Raw genomic sequence first — 23,972 nt, forward strand, 5'->3', positions numbered from 1 at the left:
TTGAAAACTTAGCAATATCGGAGTAGTTTTATTTTTCCGCTTTTTCTACAATACTCCAAACGCAAAGCAAAAGAGGTGCGATGAAAGCAAGTACCAGGGAAGATTATGTTCGCTTGGTGTATAAGGTCGTTTTTTACATCGAGCAAAACGCAGACAAAGAGCTAAGCCTTGAAGAATTAGCCAAAGTGGCGGGCTTTTCAAAGTACCATTTTCATCGCATTTTCAAAGCCGTGACGGGAGAAAATATCGGCGATTTTATCGCTCGGGTGAGGTTGGTGTATTCGGCGTGGAAGCTAAAAACCGAACCTAAGATCACCGATGTAGCGCTCTCCTGCGGGTTTGAAACTAACGCCTCGTTTAGCAAAGCGTTCAAAAACCGCTTCGGCGTGAGTCCGCGTACCTACGCAACTCAGCTGAAAGCAAAAAAAGGAGTTGTGATGCTAAAACCTACTATGGTCGAGTTTAAACCTTTGAGTGTTTTTTACGTGCGAAAAACGGGTGCTTACGAAACCTCTTCGTGTGAAGCGTGGAATGTCTTGATGGCGTTTGCTTACGAGCAGAGAATGAAGTTTCATAAAAATATTATGGGTAAAGCGACGATGCACTTTGGCATCGGACACGATAATCCCAGTTTGGTCGAGCAAAATTTACTGCGTTACGATGCGTGCATTACCTGCGAGGATGAAAGCATTGAGGTCAAAGGTGAAGTCTTTAAAAAGGTGCTTGATGGTGGAAAATGTGCAGTGTTTTTGCACAAAGGGCCGTATGAAAACCTCACAGCGACTTACGCGCAGATTATGGATTGGGTGGTGAGTGAAGGCGTTGGGCTTCGTGATGCACCTGTGTTTGAGAAGTACCTCAACCGAGACCCAAGACGCACGAAACCTGAGAACTTGCGAACGGAGATTTACGTGCCGATTGTTTAGAAAAACATTTTACATGTAAAGATTTTCCTAGGAAAATCCTAGTGTTTGCGCCCTGTCAATAAAAAGATGGGGTAATCGCCATACGGCTTTTTCGCCACACTAACAATTTCAATGTTCACATCGTCAAAGCCTGCTTTTTGCGCCCACGTGGCAAACTCTTCTTGGTCAAATCCAAAGTGAAACACGCCCATGTCTTCGGTGTGAAATGTACCATCTTCTTTGTCCAAATCCGCTAAAGCGATGGTTCCGCCATGATTGAGCAAACGGTAAAATGTGTGAAAAAGCGCTTGCACATCTTCGACGTGATGAATGGTCATGGAAGAGATGATACCATCAAAGGTTGCATCAACCTCCGTACTGACCAAGTCGATTTCAAGCATCTCAAGTTCACACGGCAGTTGCTCTTTTTTGGCACGGAGCGCCTCGTTCATCGAGGGCGAGATGTCGATGGTCGTCATTTTGCGCACAAACGGTGCGATCTGTTCTGTCAAAAGCCCTGTACCTGAGCCAAAGTCCATCATATGGGTTGTTGCTTTATCGTAAGTAAGCCTCTCTAAAATAGCTTCACCGATGTTTTTGACGTTGTTGGTTCGTGTAACTTCTTTTTCATATGTTTTTGATTTTTCATGAAAATAATCTTTGGAGGGTTGCATAGGTAGCCTTTTGAATAGATGAGAAAGTATAGCACACCCCTAACAGCAAAAAAATTAACCTAAGCAATTAGCATCTACTTTTTAACCAATTACAAATGACGTGTATCCCACCACACGACTTGCGTCTTTACTGTGCGCATAACTGGTTCGGTAGTCTAAAAAATGGGCTTGAAAGTTGTGTGAAAGTGCGCTTTGAACCATCGCTTTAACACCGGTTATACCGCACGCTTCACAGCCATGAGAGAGCGCATGAAGGTCAAGATGCGAAATCGCTTCTATGCATGTATGATCGAGCTTATTGGCTTCCTCTTCCGTGTAAAAATGGCTGAGATCGGTGCTGATAACCACCAGTGTTTTTTCATCGCTTAGCACTTCGTCGATGAGTGTTGAGAGCTCACTGTGAGAGATGTCTCCATAGACGATTTCAACGACTTTGGCGTGTTTGAAATACTGTCGAATAAAAGGCATTTGCACTTCGGTGGAGTGTTCCTCATGCGCCATAGGGTGAAAGTCTAAAAAGGCAAATTTTCGCTTAAGGGCATAACTGAATGCTAAGTCGATTTCTATTTCGCCACACGGTGTATGGTATGCCTCTAAAAGGGCAATGGAAGCCCCTGCTACGTAGATGCGGTGACTAGGACCAATGACAACCACACGTTCAACATCGGAGCATTTGGATGCGGTATAGTGGTAAGCAAGATTGGCGGTATAGCCACTGTAGATGTAGCCCGCATGAGGGACAATGAGCGCACGGGGTATAACATCGAGTGCTATGTTGGGCATCGCTTTATCAAAATGATCGAACATGTGTTTTATTTCACTGCAGACGTCAGGGTAAAACATCCCAGCTACAGCAGCTTTGCGGTGTTTATTCATCAAAAACTCCTGTGAGTTTGGTATTGCATTTTGGACAGCATCCATCCACGAGATAGTTTTCCATCACTTCAAAGCGTTTTCGTGTGATCAAAACAGCATTACATGTAACGCATCTTGTAGGGTTTTCAAGTCCGACATTGCCAATGTAAATGTGTTTAAGTCCAGCTTTTCGGCCGATGGCTTCAGCACGTTTAAGTGTTTCAACAGAGGTCGAAGGGAGCCCTTGCTCATGGTAGTCAGGATGAAAAGCACTGATATGCCATGGTGTCTCAACACCAAGCTCTTTGGCAATGAAGGAAGCAATAGAATTCAATTCTTCATCGGAGTCATTTTTGGTGGGGACGATAAGTGTGGTAACCTCGATCCAGATGCCATTACGCTTGAAATGCTTGAGATTTTCCAAGATGGTTTCAAGCCCTCCTCCGAGCTCTTTTTTGTAGTAGTCATGGTTGAAGGATTTGAGATCAATATTTGCCGCATCAATGATGCCTACCATATCATCAATCACTTCGCTGGATTCAAAACCATTGGTAACGAAGATATTTTTCATTCCTTTTTCATGAGCCAAAATCGCGATATCTTTAGCATAGGGATAGAAGATGGTGGGTTCGTTATACGTGTAGGCGATGGAGGCACATTCGTATTTGAGTGCCATTTCGATAATCTGTTGAGGGGCAAAATACTCTTTTACATGTAAAGATTTTTCTTGCGAAATACTCCAGTTTTGACAAAAAGGACATTTGAAATTACAACCAATCGTTCCGATCGAAAAGGCTCTGGTGTCGGGCAAAAAGTGGTAGAGCGGTTTTTTCTCCACAGGGTCAATGTGCATGGCTACGGGATGTCCATACACCAGATTTTTGATAGTTCCATCGACATGTTGATTGACACCGCAGATGCCTATTTGTCCCTCTTTAAGATGACAGTAGTGCGCACAGAGTAAGCAAACCAGACGTGAACCTTCAGTCTTAAAATAGTGCATTATTTCACCTTCTCAACCCTGTAATACCAAATCTCAGGATGGCTTTCCAAGCAATCAGGTGCTAACCCCGCTTTTTGGCATAGATGTGAAAAAAAGAGTTCAAAGGTTGGCAGTTGTTCCCAAACTTGGGGTAAAAAGGTTGCTTTTCGAGACCCTTTTTGAAGAATAATACCATCCATTCCCACCGTAACTTTGCTTTTGAGGTCATTGGTATTTTCATATAGGATGGGTTGGGGTTCACTCAAAAGAGAGATTTCAATCTTTACATGTAAAAACTCTTCGGGGCTGAGCGGATAGAAACGTGGATCATCAAAAGCAGCTGCTTTGGCGTTATGTATGAGGTCATCTAGAAGAGGTCTATGGGCTATGAGTGAGCCGATACAGCCACGCAGTTGACCATCAAGGGTGAGTGTGACAAACGTAGCTTTAGGAGTTGAAAATTCAGGATGTGCTTGTACTAAAGCTTTTGGATTCAAAGTGGATGTATGGTTAAAGCTGTCACTGATCGCCTGTTTGGCAATTTCTAAGAGTACGTTTTGCACGGCGCCTCCTTTACGAAAGTGTATTATATGATAAAATGGCTGATAGGTTATACAAAAAGGAATCGTCATGGTACTGGCAATTTTAGCGCATACTCCCGTATGGGTTTTTCTGCTCTTTGGTGTGTTACTCATATTAGGCTGGATGCAAAGTCGTGATCGTAAGGTTTCTTATGTGCGTGCGTTTATATTGCCTTGCATGATGATAATTTTCTCCATATACGGCGTTGCCTCCGCATTTGGCATGAGTCTTGGGATTGTGGCGTGGAGTGTAGGAATGATGGTGATGATGGCACTGGGAATTCGTATAAGAGCTTTTTACAATGTGGTTTTTATGGCAGAATATAACGCTTTTGCGATCAAAGGAAGTTGGCTTTGGTTGACTCTGATGATGGTCATTTTTTGGCTTAAATTTGCAGTAGGTGTAGCACTTGCCAGAGAATTAGCCATTGTCACTGAGCCATGGTTTATTTTGAGTGTTAGTTTGTGCTTTGGGCTACTCAGCGGTATTTTCTTAGTGCGCATGGTTATTTTGTGGAAGATTAAAAGCTTACATGTAAAAACGATCTAATCTTTTTTTATGGTAAACTTTGTCTAATTTTTAAGGAGTGAACGATGAAACAATGGGTAGCAATGTTAATATGTTTAGGCTTTTTTTCAGGATGTTCTACCATCGGTTTGAACTTCAATTTTTGGAGTCAAAAAGCACCTGAAACGCCTGCTCCTGTCACGTCAGAGGTTAAAATCACGCTACCTACACAAGTGCTTCTCTATGATCTTGACATTACCGATCGACCCTATGCCGGACTTGGTGAAGTGAGTGTAACGCTGAGCAAACTCAATCCATGGGGTGAAGAGCCAACCCAAGAGCAAGTCGAGGCAAAACTGAAAGAAGAAGCTGCCAAAAAAGGAGCTGACGCACTGATCTACGTACGTTACACGAAACTGGGTGCTTCATGGAATCGCGTGAGCGGCATCGAAGGCAAAGCGCAAGCGGTCAAATTTACACGCTACTAATCTTCTACCATCAAACTTTACTAAAAGGAGTAAGAATGTCTTTCAGATTTGTAGTGGGCAGTATGGTTGTGAGTTTTTTATTATCGGGATGTGCTACGTGGTCTCAAACCCAAGTGACCAATCCCAATACAGCGATTAAAGAAATCAAACAGGTTTCTCCTGATCAGGTTCAATTAACAGAAGGAGATATGACAAATCGTCCGTATGTTTCACTGGGTGATCTTGCGGTCACTGTCAACAAAACAACTATTTTTCATCCAGAACCCACCAAAGAGATGATTGATGCGAAGCTCAAAGAGGAAGCAGCAAAACTCGGTGCAGATGCTGTCATTTATGTCCGTTACGGAACGGTTGGTATTTCAGCACTTAGTTGGGGAAGTTTGGATGGCAAAGGTCGAGCAATTCAATTTACAAGTAATTAGTCTTGTTTGTATAGGGTTGTTGTGTGTTGGGTGTGCACATTCTGCGAGGGATTTACCGCCTGATATGAGTCATTTGCCACCGTCCATGAGGTTGTTACCAAGCGATATGGAATCTGCGGAGTATCAACTAGATTGCAAAGATCTGACACTAGCGTTGACGCATACACGTGAACATCTTAAAGAGCTTGAAAAAGATGTGATGAGCATGCAAGCTGATAATCAATCCAAAGGATTGACGGGCATTACTGTTTTCTCACCGGCAATGTTTTTGATTAGCGATAATCCAGCTTCGAGCAAAGATTATCAAGAAAGTGATCAGGCAAGAGAGCGTTTACTTCGCATAGCGCAAGCGCGCCAATGTGAGTTGCCTTCATACTAAAAAAATATGCGCAATTTTGTTCTATTATGACGTGCAAAATTGCGTTATACTTTTGCCATGAAACCTTCTTTATTGAATGATACTGCGTTTGAAAATATCGCTCATTCGACCAATACCTTTTCATCTCATTTTCACGACACCTACGCGATTGGAATCACGCATGAGGGCATGTTTAAGTCGCATCATGAGCGTCAAATAATTTCCGCATATGAACGCACTACTCGGATTATCAATCCGGGTGAAATTCATGGCGGCGATTCGTATGCATGGAAATACACCAATTTCTATCCCAGTGTGGAGCTTTTAAGTACGCTTTATGAGCAGATGTACGGCGAGAAGAAGATACCGATTTTTGAGCAACATATCATTGAAGATGCTGAACTCTATACGAAGTTAGCCGCTTTTTTTCACACTATTTATGCCAATGAAGAGCCGATGCATTCGGAGTCTAAGCTCATTGATGCCCTCTCTTATCTTATAGCGCATTACGCGCAAAAAGCCACGTCGTATCTGTTTACATGTAAAGATCCTAAAGCGATGTCTGTGGTTATAGATTACATTCATGACAACCTTGGATCAGACATCACTTTAGACGCCCTCGCCTCAACGGCGCATGTGAGTAAATATCATTTTTTAAGGCTTTTTAAAAACCATACAGGATTGACACCGCATCAATACATCATCGCTGGGCGCGTATGCAAAGCTAAAACACTTGTGATTAAAGGTGAGTCACTTTCTCAAGTTGCATTGCAGGCAGGTTTTAGCGATCAGTCGCATTTTATCCGCTCCTTTCGTAAAATTTACGGTTACTCTCCCAAGACACTGCTTCAAAAAAGCAATTTTATTCTATATAAATAATCTGAAATTGTGTAAACTTCGCGACAAGGAGTTTTTATGGGAAACAAAAATATTTTCTTTTTTTTACTTTTTCTTGCAATGGTCGCATGGGGTGGTTCGTGGGTCAATGTCAAAGTTTTAGGACACTATGTGAGCGCTTTTGAGATGATCTTTTTGCGCTTTGGCATCACGGCGATTACGATGGTTCCCATCATTGTGTGGCTGAAACACTCGTTCAAAATCGACCTTAAGAGCTTTGGTTTGGTCGTATTGGCGGCGTTAGCGTTGATTTTTTACAACAAATACTACTATCTTGGCACTAAGTTTGGTACCGCTTCTTTGGGTGGGGCGATGGTAACGACGATGATTCCTATTTTAACGTTTATTTTTTTAGCGTTATTGGGCACCAAAAAAGTGAGTTCTAAAGACCTGTTTGCATTGGGTTTGGGTGCGGTGGGTGTTTTAACGATGCTGCATATTTGGACGTTTGATTTAGCGCATATTTTAGTGATTCACAATCTATACTTTTTATTAGCCGCCATTTTATGGGCAGTTTTGACGATTGTCAGCTCGAAGTCAACAAAGATCTCACCGATTGTTTTTACCTTTTACATGTATATTGTCACGGTTGTTCTGGATTGGGTTTTGTTTGTGGATGTGAGCACGATACCGTTTGGCTCATTTGATGGTATTTTTTGGCTGAATACGCTGTTGATCTCCCTCGCAGCCTCCACTTTTGCCAATACGATCTTTTTCTTAGGTATTGAAAAATTAGGCGCTGCCGAGGTGAGCTCGTTCGTCTTTTTGGTACCGTTTTCGGCGATCATTTTAAGTGCCGTTTTCTTAGGTGAAAAAGTCGATCTCTTCATTATTATTGGAACAGTTTTAACACTTTATGCGGTCAAGTTACTCAACAATATTACAATTTTAAAGCGACGCCGAAAAAGCGTTTAATGCTCTCCAAGTGGCGATCCAGTCCTTCAAAACTGTGATTGCCACCCTCTTCTACGACCATCTTCGCGCCCTCTAAAAAGTCACATGCTTCTTCATAGTCCAACACCTCATCGCTTTTTTGAAGCAATACAAGCAGGTTTTCAAGATTAGGTTCTTCGATCTCATAGCTTTCCAACATTTCAAGGTGCGACTCGTTCCATTCATACGTTGAGTTGTCATAATAATTCACCCCCTGTCCAATGGCGCGCTCTAATGTTTCGGGAGCATTAACCGCAGGATTGATGAGCACGGCTTTAAGGTTGTACTTGTCGCTGAGATAAAGCGCATAATAGCCGCCCAAAGATGAACCCATTAGATACACAGGCTCTTGATACGACTCGATCAATTCGCTGAGTGTTTTAATCGCAAGATCGGGAATGGTAGGCAGGGATGGTGCAATAAAACGGATACCTTCTTTTTGGCAATACGCACGAAGCAGTTTCGCTTTACTGGCTTCTCCGCTAGAGCCAAATCCGTGAATGTAAATAATCATGGTGAACCTTTATGTAACAAATAAATTGAGCACAAAAAGTGCGAGGGCTTTGTGCCGAACAAAACCAAGTGTTAACGTAGTTTTCGAAGCTTTGCTTTGAAAACGTGTGTAGAGTTCTACGAAGAACTCTCCTAAATGGAGTATAGCAAAAGTTTCGTTAGGCTATAATACGCGCAATTATTAAAAGAGGGTATGATGAAATTACAAGAATTAGAGGCTCGAAAAATCATTGTGATGGTCATGGGCGAGACGCGTACACTTACGAAAAGTGATGAAGAACTCGCCCTTCTGCTTAAGAAACGATTGACCAAAAAAGAGTGTGAAGTCTTAAATGCAGAAGTCCTAGGCAAAGACAAAGAAACGTTGATGAGCGAGCAAAAAATAGACACGGTACGTTACGATGCGCTCAAAGCAAGTGCCATTAAAAAAATCAAAAATGAATCCGTTCACGGAGACTTTTTCTATACTAAAGGTGAATAAAACATGGAGCAGATGGAAGTCATAGACAGCGTTTGTACCTATTGTGGAGTGGGATGTGATATCGCCGCCAATGTTAAAGACAATACGATTCAAAGCATTTTTGCTCATCCCGATGGTGTGGTGTCTGAGGGAAAATTGTGCATCAAAGGCAAATACGGTTTTGAGTTTGTGAATGCTCCCGATCGTCTTCGAATTCCACGTATTCGTAAAAGTTTTCTAGCGAAAAATCCTGCCATTTACGAAGCAATCGCTTTACATGTAAAAGAGTTGGATGAAGAATGGGTTGAAACCACACTGGACGCAGCAACGACTGCAGCAGCAATGAAACTTCACGAGATTCAAAAAAAATACGGTCAAAAAAGTGTCTGTTCCATCGGAGGGGCGCGAACCTCGTGTGAAAGCTCTTACCTGCTTCAAAAATTTACTCGCCATACACTGAACTCTCCCCATGTCGATAACTGTGCGCGTATTTGCCACTCTCCAAGCCTCAAAGGGATGCGCACGACCATCGGTGAAGGTGCGGCGACCAATCCGTACAACGATATTTATCAAACAGAATTTATGATTGTGATTGGCTCCAATACCACTGAAGCGCATCCCATTATCTCCAACCGCATCGTCGATATGGCGACCAAGCACGATAATTTGGCAGTATTTGATGTTCGCGAAATTACCCTGCACCGCTTTGCAAAGTACAAAGGCATTATTCCTCATGAAGCAAATTTACTCGTTTTAAACATGATGGCCTATGTGATTATTTCTGAAGAGCTTTATGATGAGGATTTTTTGAAAGATCGTACGCTTGGATTTGACGCTTTTAAAGAGAAAATATTGAGTGACCCTTTTGCCAATCCAAAGTATTTTGAAAATATTGAGGGTTATGAACACTTAAGTAAATTGATTCCAAAAGTCGCACGTGAATATGCTCTGAAAAAGTCGATGATTTTCTGGGGACTTGGCATTACCGAGCACATTGATGGCTCGTATGCGGTCACGGCAATCACACACCTTGCATTAATGACAGGCAACATCGGAAAAGTGGGTGCAGGCTTGATGCCGCTTCGCGGACAAAACAATGTCCAAGGGGCGTGCGATATGGGAATGTTACCTTACTACGACCCTGATTATCAAGAGCCTAAAGAGATCGGATTGATGACACCACAACTCGTGGAAGCAATGTTTGAAGGACGCATTAAAGCGGTGATCAACATGGGTGAAGACCTAACGCATGTACATCCTAATAGCAATAAAATTAATGCCGCACTCGATACTCTGGATTTTATTTTCGTCCAAGAGCTGTTTATGACAGAAATTGCAAAGCGTGCAGACATTGTCGTGGGAGTAAAATCAGCGTATGAAAAAACAGGTGTTTATGTCAATGCGATGCGACGGCTACATCTTTCGCAACCTCTCGTGAAATCGGACTTGCCCGATGATTGGGAAGTGATTCAGATGATCGACAATAAGCTAGGTGGAAGTTACAGGTACGAAGATTCTAAGCAGATTTGGGATGAAGTGCGTGAAGTAGCGTATAGACGTTTTTCAGGGGCAAGCTACAACCGACTTGAACGTCACCGTGTTCGTGGACTCCAATGGCCTGTGCATACCGAGGATACCCCCGTATTGCATCAACTGGACTTTCGAACAGAAGATGGGTATGGCAGATTTCATTACCACCAATACGAACTCAGAGGAATGGTTCAAGAACTGAGTGAAAAGCGACTTTTAGGATACCACCTGACTACAGGAAGAACACTTGCCCAATACAATAATGCTTCTCAAACCAGTCGTTGTGAAAAACTCAACAAACGTTACGATGAAACCATTTTATGGGTCAATGAAAACGATGCGGCTGATTTTAGCAGTGAAAAAGTGATTTTAAAAACGCCATACGGGCAAAGCGCGCCACTGACAGTCAAATTGACAGACAAAGTTCAACCCAAAACGCTTTTCTGCACGTTTCATCATGCAAGTTCACGTATCAATAACCTCTTTGGCGACAGATGTGATGAACTGATTTTAACGGCAGCATTTAAATCCATCAAAGTGGAAGTAGTAAACGTTTAGGGAGTCAGGCTTTTGTTTAAACTAATGTGTTAAAATAGTGTCATATTAATATAAAGGTATTATTTGATGAAAAAGATACTCTTTGGGGTAGTAGGAATATTGATGGTTATTCAATTTATGAGACCAAATTTTAACAACCCAAAAGTGGATGAAAAGATTGCACTTCAAGCGGATGAAAAGGTCATGGTCGTTCTCAAAAATGCATGTTTTGATTGTCATTCCAATGAGGTTCAGTACCCATGGTACCATAACGTCGCCCCTGTCTCTTGGGTGATGGCCGCACATATTGACAATGGACGAAGAGCGCTCAATTTTTCCACATGGGCAGATACAAATGCTGATACAAGAATAACAAGAATCAAACGCGCAAAACAGCTGATTTCTAATGGTTTAATGCCAAAGGGAAGCTATGAGCTCATGCACCCCAAAGCACATTTAGATGCAAAAGATAAAAAAATACTCGAAGAGTTTTTTGATCAGCAACTAGAACAACTCAAAAAATCATAATTTACAAAGAATATTTTAATAGTATAGATGATAAAAACAGGAAGAAAACAACCTTTCTCTTCGATCCAAATTGAACTGTTGGACATAATTTGGTCACAGTAGAAAAAATTAGGCTTTGAGAATCTCATAATTTAGGAATTTTTAAAGAAGTGGCCGGGAGAGAGGGATTTAAAAGGCATAAATTTTCTATATTATACATTTTGTAAAATAATCATCAAAATAGCCTATTTTAGGCTTTAAGATAACTTTCTCAATTTCCAATAATATGTTATTATTCCAATAAAATATAAATTTATGTTGGAAATAGGTTGGAATAATGAGCCGCATTAAAACTAAATATCAAGGTGTTTTTTATCGTGAAGCTGTCACGAATGGTAAGCCTGATAAGACATATTATATCGTTTTTAAAGACACTCATAATAAAACCGTTGAGACAAAGATCGGCAAAGAAAGCGAAGGCGTACGTGCAAACTACTGTAATCAAAAGCGTAATGAGATTATTACAAAGCAACGTTTAGGCGAAGATCTTCCAGCAATAGCCATTAAAAAGAAAAAGCACATCATCACGTTAGATATTGCGGCCGAAAAGTTTTTCAAAGAACGTGAGATGCAAAATAAAGATAATGCTCATACGCAATCAAAATATAATAATTGGATCGCTCCCGTCCTGGGGAAGATGGAGATTGATTTAATTGGGCTTGAGGAAGTAAGAGGACTGCAAGAGAGCCTGGTGAAAAAAGAGTATGCAGCAGCCACGATTAATTTCACGATCAACCTTTTACATGCCATTGTCAATTACGCAATCGAAAATAAACTATCAACGGCTGTTCATAATCCCACAAAAAAGCTCAAGCAATTAAAAGTCGATAATGCTCGAGATCGATATTTAACAAAAGAAGAGTGCCAGAGGCTCTTAGAGGCCGTTGAAGATGAACCCTTACTAAGATTATTCGTGCGTTTGAGTTTGAGTACTGGAGGGCGATTAGAGACGATTCTGAGTATATGCAAAAAAGATATCGACTTCACCAATAAAATAATTGCGCTAAAGGATCATAAAAACGCCTCTTCATATCGTGGATTTATCAATGACGATCTCACAAGTTATGTAAATGAATACTGTAAGGATCTAAAACCAAACGATAAGTTGATCACAATGCCGGTACGTACACTCAGAAGACAATTATCAAATATTTTTGCAGATCTTTTTAATGCAGATTTAGACAAAAATGATAGAAAAAATCGAGTCGTTATCCATACCTTGAGACATACGTTTGCAAGCTTACTAGCCATTCAAGGAACACCAATATTTACGATTCAAAAGCTTATGAATCACCAGGATATAAAGACAACACTTCGTTATGCTAAATTAAGTCCAGAGAGTGGAAAAGAATTTGTCTTAAAATTACTTGCATAAAAACATTTAAGATATTAAATTACCAAGGTATGCAATGAAGATCTATATAGAAAATATTCTCAATAAAATACAATATAGAATTAATTTAATATATTTTATCAATATTTGTATTATTTAATCTCTGAATTATTGTAGAATTTCTCTCTATAGGTCTGAATGTCAATTCGAGGGTACTACAATAAGTTATGAAGATGTAACTCCTAATCCTGAATTTTTAATAAAATCTATTGCAGAGCAAGGCTATAGTTTAGAGTCAGCACTCGCTGATTTGATTGATAATTCTATATCTGCTGATGCACAGAGAATAGAAATATTAATTAAAACTGATCGAGAGCCATTTACCTTATTCCTCGCAGATGATGGAAATGGAATGGATGAAGAAACTTTAAAAGCTTGTATGCACTTTCCCAGCAATTCACCGGATGAAATTCGCCAGAAATCTGATTTAGGACGTTTTGGCCTAGGTATGAAAACAGCTTCTTTCTCACAAACAAGAAAATTTACAGTTATTTCTAGACTGAAAGGCACGGAGAAGTTTTCAGGAAGAACGTGGGATTTGAATGAACTGAAAAACAATAAATGGCGGATTGTAGTTAATTCAGAAAAAGAGATAGAAAATATTCTTTATGATTATAAAATTCAAAGTAATGAACATTATAATGCCTTTGAAGACTATATTCCAAACGTAATAGTCGTCTGGTATGGCTTATATAAGTTTGAAGAGTATTTGGAAGAGGAAAATAGACGAAAAGCTCTAAATCGGGAGATAACGGAAGTAGCTACAGATCATTTGTCACTTGTTTTTCATCGCTTTATGGAAAGAAAAAGCAAAAAACTTCAAATTCGTGTAAATAATGCTCTTCTTAAGCCATTTAATCCATTTCCAATCGATGAAAATGATTTTAGAGCAGTCGAATTCAAACAAAAGAAATTTGGTTCTGATGCAATTAAATTGGAAGGTTTTGTATTGCCTTCTAGAAGTATTGAAGAAACAAAAGAGAGCAATCAATCTCTATGGACTACAAAACATAGAAGCTTGCAAGATATGGAAGGAATCTATATTTATAGGGCTAATAGAATTATTCTATTTGGTGGATGGAATGGTTTAATAAAGAAAGCTTCGAGACTTCAACTAGCGAGGCTAAGAGTAGAAATTGGAAATAGTGTCGATCATTTACTTCATTTAAATGTTGCGAAATCGCAAGTCATTGTACCCCATGAGTTGAAAGATGCATTTGAAAATTATATAAATGATTTAACACAAGAAGCCATCAAAGAATTTTATAATCGTACAACAAAAACATATCCAAAACAAACAGAGAAATCAGCAAGTCCATTTATAAGAAGACCATCTAACAAAGGCATACTTCTTGAGATAAATGATGAATTTCCTATATGTCAAATGTTAAATGATGAACTCACAATATCTGGCAAAGCACACTTAAAAGCATTTGTCAAAATAATTAATACGCAAATTAATCAGATAAGACAAACTCATGAAGATAAAGTTTTCTTAAGTCTAGAAAATGAAAACAACTTTTCAGAAGAAGACCTGTTCGAAACCATAAAAAATTTAAAGGCACATGGTATTAAATCATCAATAATTAAAAAAGATATTTTACCAACTTTAGGCTATCAAATTAATTCTTATCCGGATCATATACTAAAGGCATTAGATGACTAACAGAACTTATATTGACTTACTTAATACATTTATTGATATAGAAGTAGATAAAAAATTAAAAGAAAACAAGGTTTTGACATTTCAATTTTTTAGCTCTGAAGAGCTCAAAGCACAAGTTAGGCAAAGCACTCCTTTTTTTAATGATGAAAAGTTCGATGATTTATATGCAATAGCAATAAAAGAAGCAAAACATCGTAACAAACAGGGAATGACCCCGAGTATTTCGATTAGTACACAAGAAACAAGAAACAAAAAATGGTTAACAGATGAGCGTATCAAAAGTCTTGGGTGGAATAATGATGAAATCATTACTTACAGAGCTAGGTATTTAAAATATTTGAAAAATTTAGAGAGATCAGAATTATATATTCAAGAAACAGCTAGATCAAGTCAGGAAATAATTAAAAAATTAGGTGATCCACATTCAGAAAATCCATATTTTACAAGAGGATTGGTCGTTGGCAGTGTACAATCTGGTAAAACAGCGAATTTTAATGCAGTTATAAATAGTGCTTTAGATGTGGGATATGATTTAATAATTGTTTTATCAGGAATTATGGAAGATTTACGGGAACAAACCCAAAAGAGAATTGAAAAAGAAGTAGTTGGAACTAATATAGGTGGAGAATGGAATGGCGTAGGTAAAGTGTCTTCCTTTGGAACAAGGGGAAGTCATCCAGAGGTAAATCAAGTTTGCATTCCTACATCAGCCAAAACTGATTTTAAGAAAAATATGAAAGAAGCAGATTTCGATTTAAATCATAAAAATATTTTAGTATGTAAAAAAAATACTGGAGTACTTAAAAATCTCTTACTCTGGCTAGATAAATATTTAAATGAGAACAAAGATAAAATCGATATTCCCTTTTTGATTATTGATGATGAAGCAGATAATGCTTCTTTGAATAACCTAGGACATAAAGGTATTGAGTATGCTTCTATTATCAATGGTCAAATACGAGCATTACTTGCATTATTTAATAAAAAAACGTATTTAGGCTATACAGCTACTCCTTTTGCAAATGTATTACAAGATAGAAATGAGAAGCCAAAAGAAAAACTGGAAATAAAAGAGAATGGTGAAATTAAATCATTTGAACAAGAAGGAAGCTTATTCCCAAAAGATTTTATAGAGCTACTTTTTCCTCCAGATAATTACATTGGAGCAAAGCACTTTTTTGAAACACGCTTAAATAAGATTAAAAAAATTGATCCACTAATTCCTTCCGCTATTAATGATTATTTGGATTATTTCCCGGATCGCATAACAATTAATGATATGCAGCCCACAAAAAAAATAGGCAAAGGTACTAGAGCAACAAAAAGAGATGATGGCTTTCCAAAAAGAGATCAACTTCCAGATTCTTTAAAAGATGCAATAAAATGTTTTGTAATATCTACTGCCATTAGAACTAGCAGAGAAAAAGAAATGTTTCAATCAAAACTTTTTCAGCCGCATAATACCATGCTGATTCACATATCTAGATTTACACCATGGCAGACTCGTACAAAAGAAAATGTAGATAAATATGTTAATGAACTTACAAGTGCTTTGGAAAATGATTCTCCTTCTGATAAAAAAGGAATTTATGTAGATTTTGAAAAAATTTGGAATAAATATTATGCTTATATTATGGAAAATATTAGAACATATTTACCAGATGATTATGAGGATGATTTTTTAACTCCAAGAACATTTCATGATATTAAACCATTACTTTATAAAGCGATCAGTGATATTGAAGTAAAAGCTATCAATAGTGAAACAAAAGATAAATTGGATTATCCAGAAGATAAACCAAAAAAGTATATTGCTATAGGGGGAAATAGACTATCTAGAGGGTTTACACTTGAAGGTTTAACAATAAATTATTTCATACGAAATACAAACTTCGCTGATACATTACTTCAAATGGGAAGATGGTTTGGCTATCGTCCTGGCTACATAGATTGTTGTAAAGTGTTTGTAACTCAAGATGGAATAGAAAAATTTGATCAAACAACAGCTACTATTGAAGATCTTGAAGATAAATTTATTGAAATGAATCGAGATCCAAATAATACACCTGCAAATTTTGCGTTACGAGTATTAAGTCATCCTGGAGTGATTCAGATTACAAGAGGCGATATATTAAAAAATGCTAAAGAAATTAAATGGTCATATTCGGATCATCTGAAACAATTCACAAAATTTCATATTGATAACAAGAAAATCAATGAGGCTTGGGAAGCTTTTGTATCACATATTTCTTCGCCAGACATTCATTTTGAAATTAAATATAATGAAGAAAATAAGCCGGAATTTTTAGAATATCAACCTGAAACTATCGATAAACTATTCGATTTTTTAAATTTACCCAATAGTTTTTATGAAAGAAATAATGATTTATCTGGAATCAAAGAGTATATAAAACTTTGTTCAAAAGAGAATAAATTAAATAAATGGTCGATAGTTATTAAAGTCACAGGTCATGGAGGAGTTTTAAAAAGTAATGTATCAGGCTTACCAATTGAGATTCGTAAAGCAGAAAGAAAAAGTTCAACTTCTAAGAAATGGCACGATATGCTCAAGAATGAACATATATTTGCGGCTGGCGGTGGATCTTCTAACATTTTAGGTGGTGGTCAAGATATGCAGATACGCCTAAATGATGCTCAGATAAAACAAGCTAACAAAGAATTTAAAGACCAACTTCGGAAAGAGTTAAAGGAAAAATATCCAAATATTAGTGATATAACATTAGAAGAAAAAGTGAAACAAACGAGTGTTCCTGAAAAAGCATTTAGAAGAATGATGAGTGATGAAGAAGGTATTTTACTTATTTATCTAATGGATTTAGAATCAATTTTTTCAGATGAACATGGTCCGATTGTTGAATTGGATGAATTAAAAAAATCAATAGATACGAATATCCCTTTAATAGGATATGCTATTGGAATACCTAAAATTGATAGTAATATTGGTGGAACATATTTAGAAAGTTTATTTCATAAAGATATAAATGAAGAATATAATGAAGATGAAGAATATAATGAGATAAAAGAGGAACTTGAAGGATGATTCAATCTAGTGAATTGCAAAATAGATGGAAAAAGATTCAATACTCTGGGAAAAGTGAATTTGAATTTATTCGCATTGACAGTGGTATTTCAATTCCTGAAATGAGTATTGGATTAAACTCTTCGTTAAATAAATGTCTTTTATTGGAGTTACCTAAGAACTATAATGTAGATTTTCAAAAATCGATAAAACAAAACTTAACATTGTACTTTTTTAAGGATACAAATTTTATTGTTTTGGAATTAACTGACAAAGCATTTGAAGATTTATTTGATGACCTGATTATCTCAATTTATCAGCATATATATCAATTATCAGATGTAGACAAATATTCTAAAATTTTTATAGCGATGTTTTACAAATGGAGTGAATTTTTTGATGATAAGAAAGTAGAAAAACATTCCTTGGATATAATTAAAGGGCTTTATGGTGAGCTTTTTATTTTGTCTTTATTAATAAAAGAATGTGATTCTTCTCATTTAAATGATATATTGATGTCATGGAAAGGGCCATATGATTGCGGGCATGATTTTGTATTAGAAAATAAAAATATTGAAGTAAAAACAAAAGAAACCATAAAAAATTCTATAAAAATTTCGAGTGAATATCAGTTGGAAGATGAATTACAAAAAGGGTTAGAGTTGCACGTAATATCTGTTGAGACTAATTCTGAAAATGCCATATCTTTGCGCAGATTATTGGAGCTTGTCAAAGATATGGTAATCAACAAAATGGGAGATTTTTCAATTATTTTAACTGTGCTGTTGCAAAAAAATATTACCAGCCAAAATATACATATTTATGATAATTTTCAGTTTGAGGTAATGGAACTTGCAATATATGATTGCTTAGATGAATCGTTTCCAAAGCTTACGAAAAGTAATACGCCAAAGGCAATAGGGAGTATTCAATATACTTTATATTTAGACTATTTGAATGATTTTTTAGTTTCAAAAAGGACATTTTTGAATGAGTGATATTGAAGAACGTTTAAATTTTCGATTAGATTTGCTGGAAGATTCAAAAGACCAAGATGGCTTTATTGTTCAAAGCAATTTATTATCTCAAGTCCTACCTTCAATGTTGGATGCAAAATTAATTGATTCTGAAGATTTTAATGACTCTTACTTTCACGATCAATCAAATGGTCAAAAACTAAATGCGTATACTATAAGTAATTCTGGAGAGCGCTTACAATTATTTATTATTGATGAAAGTACTATTGATGAAACATCGAATCCGGACAAGTTACTGATTTTACAAAAGGCTGATTATGACCATCAATTCAAACGTGTTGAGAAGCTGATCAAAAAAGCTTTTAATAGTCAGTTGTTTAATTCCATTCAAGATTCTGATAGAGCAAAAGTATTAGCCTCAAAACTTGAGTCTATTGAAGGATTTGACGATTTTGATGTTATTGAAATTTTTCTTATATCTTTAACTGTGGCTGTTTCCAATCAAGGTAAAACTATACAACCAAGAAGTATTTATTTTCAAGAAGAAAAATGTATCAGAACTTTTAAGAGTAAAGAAGAGACAAAGAAAAAAGAGGTCTTAATACTCAAGAAACTTATAGATCTCAATTTTTTGTTCAATGTTATGGTTTCCAAAGGCTATAGAGAAGTATTGACCATTGATTTTGAAAAGACCTTTAACTATGGCCTTGAAGCTATTAAAGCCGCAGAAAACGAAAGTTTTGTTTCATATCTTTGTGTATTAAAAGCAGATATTATCGCAGATTTGTATAGACAGTATAGTAGTAGGCTTTTAGAAAAAAATGTTAGATCTTTTCTTGATTTTAGAGGTGTTAATAAGGGAATAAAAGAAACTATACGAAGAGAGCCTGAAAAGTTTATAGCATACAATAACGGTCTTACCATTACAGCAACAGCTGTCAAAACCTATGAAAAGAAACATAAATTATATATCGAATCATTAACAGATTTTCAAATTGTAAATGGTGGACAGACAACCGCAACTATTTATTTTTCAAAGAAAGAGAATTTGGATGTCAGCAAAGTCTATGTAATGGCAAAAATTAATGTTGCAAAACAGACAAATGATAAAGATCTTGAAAAACTTATTGATAATATTAGTAAATATTCAAATGCACAATCCAAAGTATCAAATGTTGATTTACGATCGCGTAATTCTCAGCTAATTAAAATTAAGATGTTTAGTGAAAGTGTATTGACTCCAGCAGGTAGAAAATGGTTTTTTGAAAGATCAAAGGGAGAATTTAATACTCTTTTGAGAAAGGAACGAAGCAATAAAAATAAGATTTTAAAAGATTTTCCTAGCGAAAGAAGATTTACTAAAGAACAACTTGGAAAATATTATTGTGCATGGGGTGAAGAGCCTTACTTAGTGAAGAAAGGCGGAGAACGAATTTTTAGAAACTTTATAGAGCACCTTAGTCCTGATGAAGATAATGGGAGAATGCCTCCAACAATAGATAGAGATTATTATGAAGCTTTAATAGCAAAGGTTATTCTATTTAAGGAAATGGAGCTAATTTATGGAACAAGAAATAACGCCATTGGTCAAATTAGATCAGCAGTAATTCCATATTCTTTATCTATTCTTTATCTCTATACTGATATCCAAAAAAATTACTTTAATTTTCAAAAAATATGGAAAGATGAAGGCGTGGATGAAAATTTATCAGTCTTTTTGTGGAATTTAATGAAATTAATGAATGACTTAATTAAAAAATATTCATTAAGTGACGACTTAGGCGAGTATTCAAAAAGAATAGAGTTATGGGATAGTATAAAACGTTGTCAAGAGATTGATTTCTTTATGTCAGAAGATAAAAATAAAATACTTATGTCGAAATATATAATACAAGCCAAGGTAAAATAGTGGATAATTGTATGAATTTGGAAACACTTACGCATTCGGAAATTATTGAGCTTTATAGCAAGTGTATACAAGAATTGAAAAAGAGAAATATCATTCGAACAAAGAATATCACTGGTGAAATAGGTGAATATATTGCCTTAGATTTTTATAATAACAACCCTAAGCTACCAAATCTTCAATTTGCACCACCTAGTACGGAAAATATTGATGCAATTAGTAGGAAAGGTGAGCGTTATTCTATTAAAACAGTGACCAATCATGGTTCAACGGGAGTTTTTTATGGATTACCATCTCAAGGATCTCTTGAAATACCAATGCAGAAATTTGAGCATGTCATTATTGTAAAATTAAACGATAATTTTGAATTAGAATGTATTTTGGAATTAACGTGGAATGATTTTTTGGAAAATAAAAAATGGCATAGCCGTATGCAAGCTTGGAATTTAACATACTCCAAAAAATTAAAAGAAAAAGCAAAATGTATTTATGAAAAAGTTTTATAAGTAATTTTGCATAAATACATTCTATAAATTATCAATTAACTTTTTTATTGTTTTTGCAATCTGTTCTCCCATCTTGGGAGGTACTGCATTGCCAATTTGTCTAAAAGCAGCTGTTCTAGGGCCTTCAAAATAGAAATCATCAGGAAAGCTTTGCAACCTAGCTGCTTCTCGTATGGATAATGAACGTAATTGTTGAATATCTGGATGAATATAATAGTGTCCATCCATGGCCATATGGGCAAGAATGGTATGTGATGCTCTTTCATCAGCTTTAATTACATTGAATCGATTTCTGAATGATTCCGTATTTTTATGGGTAATAAGCTCAGGTCTTTTACTAGCCAATTCTTTATAACAAAGCCTTTTTTTATAAAGATTCCAATCTAAAATTGCTTCTTTGTATATTTCCCTATCTCTCTCATTATGAGGTCTGGTTTCGTGTTGTGTTAATATATTGAAATTTTTTTCTCGTATATTGGCTTGTATTAAATAAGGATTTGTATTTTGAATATATTTATTTTTACCTTCTATCTTTGTGCCAGGTTCAAGTAAAGGTAAATCTTTGAGAAGATCATTGACTAAATATTTATTAGTATCTATTTTTTCAAAATCAGGATACTGATACTGCATGTTTTTCTTTTTTTTCCAACCTACAATAATGATTCTTCTGCGATTTTGTAATACCCCAAAGTCAGATGCAATGAGCTCTTTGGGTTCTTCAATATGATATCCAGCTTTATCAATAGCGGCTTTTAAATCTTTAAAATACTGTCCATTTCCAGCACTTTTTAAACCAGGAACATTTTCAAAAATAAACATTTTAGGTTTAAAGGTAGTTAGAAATTTGACATAATATTTATATAAAAAATTTCTTGGATCAGCATTAACAGATTCCTTCATTCTAGCTCTTCCTATGATAGAATATGCTTGGCATGGAGGACCTCCAATAATAACATCGACATGCTGCAAATTTTTATTTTTGAGATTTGCTTTAATGCGCGAAGTTATTTCAGGAAAAGTTGATTCTGAAATTTCTTTATTTATTACATCATCGGAATGTAAAACATTCGCTTTCTCCCAAAGCGTCTCTGTTGATATTTTTTTTAAAAGATAATCGTAATAGATATTGAGTTTTCCTTGCTGTTTTAGATTCCAATATGCAGTTCTAGTTTTCAATGTTTTACATGCATAAGGGTCCAATTCAACATGTCCTACGAAGGTAGCATTGGCTCGGGAAAAGCCTTCTGATAAGCCTCCAGCACCTGAAAATAAATCTAGAACAACCACTTTGACCTCTTATATTTAGTTAAGACTGGATTATAACAGGGCTAATCTTAAGTATTGCCATGGTAGCATCATTAAAACTACCTTAAGGGTTAATAAATGCTTGATTGTCCAATATGTGCATGGCCGTTAAAAGCCGGTAAAAAAATGGTTTATTGTTATGATGATAGTTGTGGATTTCATATTAATTACGCGCAAAAAGATTTATTAAGAGATATCACCAAAAAAGAGGTAGAAGATCTGCTCATGGGTAAAATGATCGAGGGGTTAATTCACCTGGATATTGATGCTCCCAATTTTATTGCCTCAAAGGTCACCAGTCTTGAATCCTACATGTAAAGATGATTGTATCAAACTCCTCAATAAATACCAGGACAAATTAACACCAGATCAGTATCGAAATATAGAAGCCACGATAGGTAATCATGCTCTCGAGGGAATGTTTGCAGATAAATATGATATTGATAGATTGGTACGTATGGCAAAAAATGATTTATCCTATGAAGAAGCACGTATTGAGGCTATCACAGAGATCAAAAGCATACGTGCACGGATCCAAGATAAGAATATCGATCTGCCACTCTTTGATCAAGAACTATTAGGCTCGAATAAAGTCGAGGCTATAAACTTAGAAGATTTATTTTTGAAAGAACAAAAACTAACCCTTATCGCAGAATTATCGATAAGACATATGCCGGTTACGGGGATCTTCGATTTTAACCACCTCCAGGCTATTCATAAACGCCTTTTTGATGATGTCTATACGTTTGCCGGAAAAGATCGTTTTGAGATGGGATATCCTGGTGTCTTTGTCAAAGGTGAGACACGCTTCACCCCAGGGATCAAATTACCAGAAGTATCCAAAGCTCTTTTTGATGCGCTGCAAGATGATAAGTTTTTTGTGAATTTGGATCATAAAGAATTTGCTCAAGAAATGGCGATCTTCTTTAATGGGTTAAACTTGCTGCATCCATTTCGTGAGGGAAATGGACGAACGCAGCGTTTATTCATGGAAGGCGTTGCTCAAAATGCCGGTTATGTTTTATCTCTCCATCAAGTCTCTCAAGAGGCAATGATCAGAGCGTGTCAAAACGCTGCTAAAGGGTTTATTAATAGCCTCGAGATACTTATAAGACATCATCTTGAGCCGATAGAAAACAAGCGATAGAAGCTCGCTCTCGAGGGAATAAGTGGAAATACCAAGAGCGTAGCCACAAAGGATCATTGTAATGATCAACCACCGCACCTCTTAAACCCACCGATGAAAAAACCGTGCCGGTATTTTTCACAGTGTGTGTAACCCGGTACTCTCTCCGGATCAGATCGATGATCACCTTAACCACCTCAAACAAAACCACTTTTAAAATCTTAAACAGCATAGTGTTGCGTATCATGCAACACTATGCTATAATTCTCTCATGATAAAGTCATTCAAGCATAAAGGTCTTCAACTCTTTTTTGAATCAGGCAACCTCAAGGGTATTCAAGCCGATCATGCGAAAAAGCTTCGTATGCGTTTAGCTGCACTTGATACCGCTATGATCATTGAAGATTTGAAGTTACTTGGATTTGATCTTCATGAGCTTGAAGGCAATAGAAAAGGTATATGGTCCATTAAAGTGAATGGTAATTACAGACTCACCTTTACGTTTGAAAATGGTGATGTCTATATTTTAAACTATGAGGACTACCACTAATGAGTATGTATAATCCGCCCCATCCTGGGCAATTTATTAAAGAGGTCTATTTAGACGAACTTGGGATCAGTGAGCGAGAAGTAGCGCATAAGCTCAAAGTCGCACCTTCGACTTTCCATCGTCTTGTGAGCACACAAACAAGCCTAACACCTGAAATGGCATTACGCCTTTCTAAAACTCTTGGAAGAACGCCTGAGAGTTGGTTGGCCATGCAAGATAAATACAGCCTTTGGATGCTTGGACAATCACTTAATCTTGATGCAGTTGAAAAACTAGTAATCTCCGCATAAGGA

General features: G+C 36.7%; 26 protein-coding genes. 20 read left to right on the forward strand and 6 right to left on the reverse strand.

What is annotated here, in order from left to right:
- The first annotated feature begins 80 nt into the window (after positions 1–80).
- Entirely contained in the window at positions 81–926 is an 846-nt protein-coding gene (locus tag SJPD1_RS00140; RefSeq protein WP_096045427.1) for an AraC family transcriptional regulator, read from the forward strand.
- A 38-nt stretch (positions 927–964) separates the two neighbouring features.
- Here the strand turns inward: SJPD1_RS00140 and SJPD1_RS00145 are convergent, their stop codons facing one another.
- From SJPD1_RS00145 to amrA, 4 genes are all read right to left on the reverse strand, one after another.
- Positions 965–1,579: a class I SAM-dependent DNA methyltransferase gene (locus tag SJPD1_RS00145; RefSeq protein WP_096045428.1), complete on the reverse strand. Its 615-nt coding sequence runs from the start codon at positions 1,577–1,579 to the stop codon at positions 965–967.
- An 81-nt stretch (positions 1,580–1,660) separates the two neighbouring features.
- A complete protein-coding gene (gene amrB / locus SJPD1_RS00150; RefSeq protein ID WP_096045429.1) occupies positions 1,661–2,455 on the reverse strand; it encodes an AmmeMemoRadiSam system protein B in 795 nt (264 codons plus the stop codon).
- Positions 2,448–3,437 carry an AmmeMemoRadiSam system radical SAM enzyme gene (gene amrS / locus SJPD1_RS00155; RefSeq protein WP_096045430.1) on the reverse strand — a complete coding sequence of 330 codons (990 nt, stop codon included), beginning with the start codon at positions 3,435–3,437 and terminating at the stop codon, positions 2,448–2,450. Before amrS ends, amrB begins: the two co-directional genes overlap by 8 nt.
- Complete coding sequence (gene amrA / locus SJPD1_RS00160) at positions 3,437–3,979, reverse strand: AmmeMemoRadiSam system protein A (RefSeq protein ID WP_096045431.1); 543 nt, start codon at positions 3,977–3,979, stop codon at positions 3,437–3,439. The genes amrS and amrA overlap by 1 nt, the downstream gene beginning before the upstream one ends.
- Before the next feature lie 67 nt (positions 3,980–4,046).
- Here amrA and SJPD1_RS00165 point away from each other — a divergent pair, with 67 nt between their 5' ends.
- The 6 genes from SJPD1_RS00165 to SJPD1_RS00190 are packed head-to-tail and all read left to right on the forward strand — an operon-like array spanning position 4,047 to position 7,585.
- On the forward strand, positions 4,047–4,547 hold the full coding sequence (locus SJPD1_RS00165; protein ID WP_096045432.1) for a DUF6622 family protein: 501 nt from the start codon (positions 4,047–4,049) through the stop codon (positions 4,545–4,547).
- A gap of 44 nt (positions 4,548–4,591) precedes the next feature.
- Positions 4,592–4,993: a YbjQ family protein gene (locus SJPD1_RS00170; RefSeq protein ID WP_096045433.1), complete on the forward strand. Its 402-nt coding sequence runs from the start codon at positions 4,592–4,594 to the stop codon at positions 4,991–4,993.
- A 35-nt stretch (positions 4,994–5,028) separates the two neighbouring features.
- A complete protein-coding gene (locus SJPD1_RS00175) occupies positions 5,029–5,415 on the forward strand; it encodes a YbjQ family protein (RefSeq protein WP_096045434.1) in 387 nt (128 codons plus the stop codon).
- On the forward strand, positions 5,378–5,794 hold the full coding sequence (locus SJPD1_RS00180) for a hypothetical protein (RefSeq protein WP_138070091.1): 417 nt from the start codon (positions 5,378–5,380) through the stop codon (positions 5,792–5,794). Before SJPD1_RS00175 ends, SJPD1_RS00180 begins: the two co-directional genes overlap by 38 nt.
- Positions 5,795–5,833: 39 nt before the next feature.
- Positions 5,834–6,652, forward strand: a complete 819-nt coding sequence (locus tag SJPD1_RS00185) for an AraC family transcriptional regulator (RefSeq protein WP_226372213.1) — start codon at positions 5,834–5,836, stop codon at positions 6,650–6,652.
- Between the two features lie 36 nt (positions 6,653–6,688).
- Entirely contained in the window at positions 6,689–7,585 is an 897-nt protein-coding gene (locus SJPD1_RS00190; RefSeq protein WP_096045436.1) for a DMT family transporter, read from the forward strand.
- Here the strand turns inward: SJPD1_RS00190 and SJPD1_RS00195 are convergent.
- A complete protein-coding gene (locus SJPD1_RS00195; protein ID WP_096045437.1) occupies positions 7,551–8,117 on the reverse strand; it encodes a YqiA/YcfP family alpha/beta fold hydrolase in 567 nt (188 codons plus the stop codon). The two genes, SJPD1_RS00190 and SJPD1_RS00195, sit on opposite strands and share 35 nt — an antisense overlap.
- Before the next feature lie 195 nt (positions 8,118–8,312).
- Here SJPD1_RS00195 and SJPD1_RS00200 point away from each other — a divergent pair, with 195 nt between their 5' ends.
- The 9 genes from SJPD1_RS00200 (at position 8,313) to SJPD1_RS00240 (ending at position 20,698) form a co-directional block, all read left to right on the forward strand.
- Positions 8,313–8,597, forward strand: a complete 285-nt coding sequence (locus SJPD1_RS00200) for a hypothetical protein (RefSeq protein ID WP_096045438.1) — start codon at positions 8,313–8,315, stop codon at positions 8,595–8,597.
- 3 nt (positions 8,598–8,600) lie between these two features.
- The gene (locus SJPD1_RS00205) at positions 8,601–10,664 is read left to right on the forward strand and encodes a molybdopterin oxidoreductase family protein (protein WP_096045439.1); all 2,064 of its coding nucleotides are present in this window, start codon (positions 8,601–8,603) and stop codon (positions 10,662–10,664) included.
- 66 nt (positions 10,665–10,730) lie between these two features.
- Positions 10,731–11,171: a heme-binding domain-containing protein gene (locus SJPD1_RS00210; protein ID WP_096045440.1), complete on the forward strand. Its 441-nt coding sequence runs from the start codon at positions 10,731–10,733 to the stop codon at positions 11,169–11,171.
- Between the two features lie 316 nt (positions 11,172–11,487).
- Positions 11,488–12,585 (forward strand): tyrosine-type recombinase/integrase, encoded by a 1,098-nt coding sequence (locus tag SJPD1_RS00215; RefSeq protein WP_096045441.1) that lies wholly within the window; start codon positions 11,488–11,490, stop codon positions 12,583–12,585.
- Between the two features lie 268 nt (positions 12,586–12,853).
- Positions 12,854–14,269, forward strand: a complete 1,416-nt coding sequence (locus SJPD1_RS00220; RefSeq protein WP_210394387.1) for an ATP-binding protein — start codon at positions 12,854–12,856, stop codon at positions 14,267–14,269.
- Positions 14,262–17,330 (forward strand): Z1 domain-containing protein, encoded by a 3,069-nt coding sequence (locus SJPD1_RS00225; RefSeq protein ID WP_096045443.1) that lies wholly within the window; start codon positions 14,262–14,264, stop codon positions 17,328–17,330. Before SJPD1_RS00220 ends, SJPD1_RS00225 begins: the two co-directional genes overlap by 8 nt.
- Entirely contained in the window at positions 17,327–18,307 is a 981-nt protein-coding gene (locus tag SJPD1_RS00230) for a PD-(D/E)XK motif protein (RefSeq protein WP_096045444.1), read from the forward strand. Before SJPD1_RS00225 ends, SJPD1_RS00230 begins: the two co-directional genes overlap by 4 nt.
- On the forward strand, positions 18,300–20,195 hold the full coding sequence (locus SJPD1_RS00235; protein WP_096045445.1) for an AIPR family protein: 1,896 nt from the start codon (positions 18,300–18,302) through the stop codon (positions 20,193–20,195). Before SJPD1_RS00230 ends, SJPD1_RS00235 begins: the two co-directional genes overlap by 8 nt.
- An 11-nt stretch (positions 20,196–20,206) precedes the next feature.
- Positions 20,207–20,698 carry a hypothetical protein gene (locus SJPD1_RS00240; RefSeq protein ID WP_096047756.1) on the forward strand — a complete coding sequence of 164 codons (492 nt, stop codon included), beginning with the start codon at positions 20,207–20,209 and terminating at the stop codon, positions 20,696–20,698.
- Between the two features lie 21 nt (positions 20,699–20,719).
- On the opposite strand, the gene SJPD1_RS00245 is transcribed toward SJPD1_RS00240, so the two are convergent.
- Entirely contained in the window at positions 20,720–21,985 is a 1,266-nt protein-coding gene (locus SJPD1_RS00245) for a DNA cytosine methyltransferase (protein ID WP_096045446.1), read from the reverse strand.
- A 96-nt stretch (positions 21,986–22,081) separates the two neighbouring features.
- Here SJPD1_RS00245 and SJPD1_RS00250 point away from each other — a divergent pair, with 96 nt between their 5' ends.
- The 4 genes from SJPD1_RS00250 (at position 22,082) to SJPD1_RS00265 (ending at position 23,969) form a co-directional block, all read left to right on the forward strand.
- Complete coding sequence (locus tag SJPD1_RS00250) at positions 22,082–22,321, forward strand: hypothetical protein (protein ID WP_096045447.1); 240 nt, start codon at positions 22,082–22,084, stop codon at positions 22,319–22,321.
- The gene (locus tag SJPD1_RS00255; protein WP_168171300.1) at positions 22,305–23,150 is read left to right on the forward strand and encodes a Fic family protein; all 846 of its coding nucleotides are present in this window, start codon (positions 22,305–22,307) and stop codon (positions 23,148–23,150) included. Before SJPD1_RS00250 ends, SJPD1_RS00255 begins: the two co-directional genes overlap by 17 nt.
- Before the next feature lie 250 nt (positions 23,151–23,400).
- On the forward strand, positions 23,401–23,679 hold the full coding sequence (locus SJPD1_RS00260) for a type II toxin-antitoxin system RelE/ParE family toxin (RefSeq protein ID WP_096045449.1): 279 nt from the start codon (positions 23,401–23,403) through the stop codon (positions 23,677–23,679).
- A complete protein-coding gene (locus SJPD1_RS00265; RefSeq protein WP_096045450.1) occupies positions 23,679–23,969 on the forward strand; it encodes a HigA family addiction module antitoxin in 291 nt (96 codons plus the stop codon). The genes SJPD1_RS00260 and SJPD1_RS00265 overlap by 1 nt, the downstream gene beginning before the upstream one ends.
- The last annotated feature ends 3 nt before the right edge of the window (positions 23,970–23,972 follow it).

The organism is Sulfurospirillum diekertiae (assembly GCF_002309535.1).
GTDB lineage: Bacteria > Campylobacterota > Campylobacteria > Campylobacterales > Sulfurospirillaceae > Sulfurospirillum > Sulfurospirillum diekertiae.